1 protein-coding gene and 1 pseudogene are annotated in these 2,433 nt (G+C 35.7%); both read left to right on the top strand.

Annotation, left to right across the window (positions count from 1 at the left end):
- Nucleotides 1-187: 187 nt before the first annotated feature.
- Nucleotides 188-1,958, top strand: a pseudogene (gene cobN / locus AFK68_RS01695) (cobaltochelatase subunit CobN); the annotation flags it as partial.
- Between the two features lie 40 nt (nucleotides 1,959-1,998).
- Nucleotides 1,999-2,121, top strand: a complete 123-nt coding sequence (locus AFK68_RS44050; protein WP_143437411.1) for a hypothetical protein — start codon at nucleotides 1,999-2,001, stop codon at nucleotides 2,119-2,121.
- The last annotated feature ends 312 nt before the right edge of the window (nucleotides 2,122-2,433 follow it).

The following is a 2,433-nucleotide window of genomic DNA, read 5'->3' on the forward strand; positions in this document are numbered from 1 at the left end:
GCAAAATAGGGAGAAATTTTCCACAGAAACAAAAGATGTAACTGCCAACTCCTGCTATTCCGAAAAAGACTCAGACTTCCTCTCGCTCCCGGAGCAAAATAGGGAGAAATTTTCCACAGAAACAAAAGATGTAACTGCCAACTCCTGCTATTCCGAAAAAGACTCAGACTTCCTCTCGCTCCCGGAGCTAAATGAAGAGAAATTTGAAAATGATGAAAATACTAGATTTGCCAAATTAATTACTAATATAGATGGTTATCTTTGCGAATTAAAAGAAGCACAAATTCGTGATGGTTTACATATATTTGGTCAATCTCCTCAAGGTCAAAAACTACGAGATTTAATCATAGCGATCGCTCGTCATCCTAGTACCACTCGTTTAGGTTTAACTCGCGCTTTAGCTAAAGATTTAAACTTAGACTTCGACCCTCTCACCGATGATTTTTCTACAATTATTAATCATAACTTATTAATAGATGGAAAATCTTGTTGTACCCTGGGTGATGCTGTGGAATTACTCGAACAAAAAGCAGCTAATTTAGTCGAAAATTTAATTAACCAAAATCAGATTAATTCTCCCTTCCCACAGACAAATAAAGAATTAGAATGGATTCGCCAAAATCTCCTACCTTCTCTGCAAAAAACAGACCAAGAAATTACCAACTTATTAATAGGATTAGATGGCAAATATATCCCCAGTGGTTCGTCTGGCGCTCCGACAAGAGGTAGAGCAGATGTTTTACCTACAGGTCGGAATTTTTACTCCGTAGATATTCGTGCCATTCCGACAGAAACTGCTTGGAGAATAGGGCAGTTAGCAGCAGAAAATTTAATCGAAAGATACACTCAAGAAAATGGCGAATATCCTCAAACTTTAGGGTTATCAATATGGGGAACTTCTACCATGCGAACTGGTGGAGATGATATTGCCGAAGCACTTGCTTTATTAGGAGTAAAACCAGTCTGGGATAGACCTTCTCGAAGAGTTATCGACTTTGAAATTTTGCCAGTTTCAATATTAGGAAGACCTCGTGTAGATGTAACTTTGAGAATTTCTGGTTTCTTCCGCGATGCTTTTCCTAATATTATCGATCTATTCGATCAAGCTGTTATTGCTGTAGCGAATTTAGATGAAGCAGAAACAGACAATCCTTTGGCTGCTCAAGTAAAAAAAGAAGTCAAATATTGGCAAGAATTAGGGTTGACTGAAGTTCAGGCAAAAGCACGTTCTCAATATAGAATATTCGGCTCTAAACCAGGAGCTTATGGTGCAGGTTTACAAGGTTTAATTGAATCTCAAAATTGGCAAGATGATCGAGATTTAGCTAGAGCTTATATTAATTGGAGCAGTTATGCTTATACAGGAATTAATAATAGTTATAACCAGGAAGCAAAGGCGGTAAATTCTCCCGAAGCATTTTCCCAACGTCTCGAACAAATGCAGATAGTTTTGCATAATCAAGACAATAGAGAACATGACTTATTAGACTCAGATGATTATTATCAATTTCAAGGAGGAATGACTGTTGCAGTTCGTGCTTTAACTGGCAAAAATCCTCATACTTATTTTGGGGATAATTCTATGCCAGAAAATCCTAAAGTTAGACAATTAAAAGAACAAATTGCTAGGGTTTATCGTTCGCGAGTTGTTAACCCTAAATGGATAGCTGGAGTCATGCGTCATGGTTATAAAGGAGCTTTTGAAATGGCAGCTACAATAGATTATTTATTTGCTTATGATGCGACGGCAAAATGTGTAGAAGATTTTATGTATCAAGGAGTAGCTGAAGCTTATCTTTTTGAGAAGAATGTACAGTCATTTATTCAAGCAAAAAATCCTTGGGTATTGCGAGATATGGCAGAAAGATTATTAGAAGCAAATCAACGAAATTTATGGCAATCAGCTAATCAAAAAACTTTGGAAAAATTGAGGGCGATCGCTCTCGAAGCAGAAGGAANTCATTTATTCAAGCAAAAAATCCTTGGGTATTGCGAGATATGGCAGAAAGATTATTAGAAGCAAATCAACGAAATTTATGGCAATCAGCTAATCAAAAAACTTTGGAAAAATTGAGGGCGATCGCTCTCGAAGCAGAAGGAATAATTGAAGCTAATACTTAATAATAAAATCTTAGATAGTAGGCAAATATTCAAAATTATAGACTCGTCTGACAAACAGATATATTTGCCGACTATACTAATTATGAGTATTTCAATAATTAATAATTAACAATTACCTCTTCTTGAAAATAAGAGGATTGGTTAAAAGGGAAATTTTTTCTTTTTTTCTCCATGAATGGAGAGGCTTTATAGCCATTTTTTGGGTAATTATAATTGCTAAATGTGTGGCATATTTGATGTATCAAAGAGTAGCAAAAGCTGAGATTTTTGATGAAAATGTACAATCATTTATTCAAGCAAAAAATCCTTGGG

The organism is Hydrocoleum sp. CS-953 (assembly GCF_002260545.1).
Classification (GTDB): domain Bacteria; phylum Cyanobacteriota; class Cyanobacteriia; order Cyanobacteriales; family Microcoleaceae; genus Trichodesmium.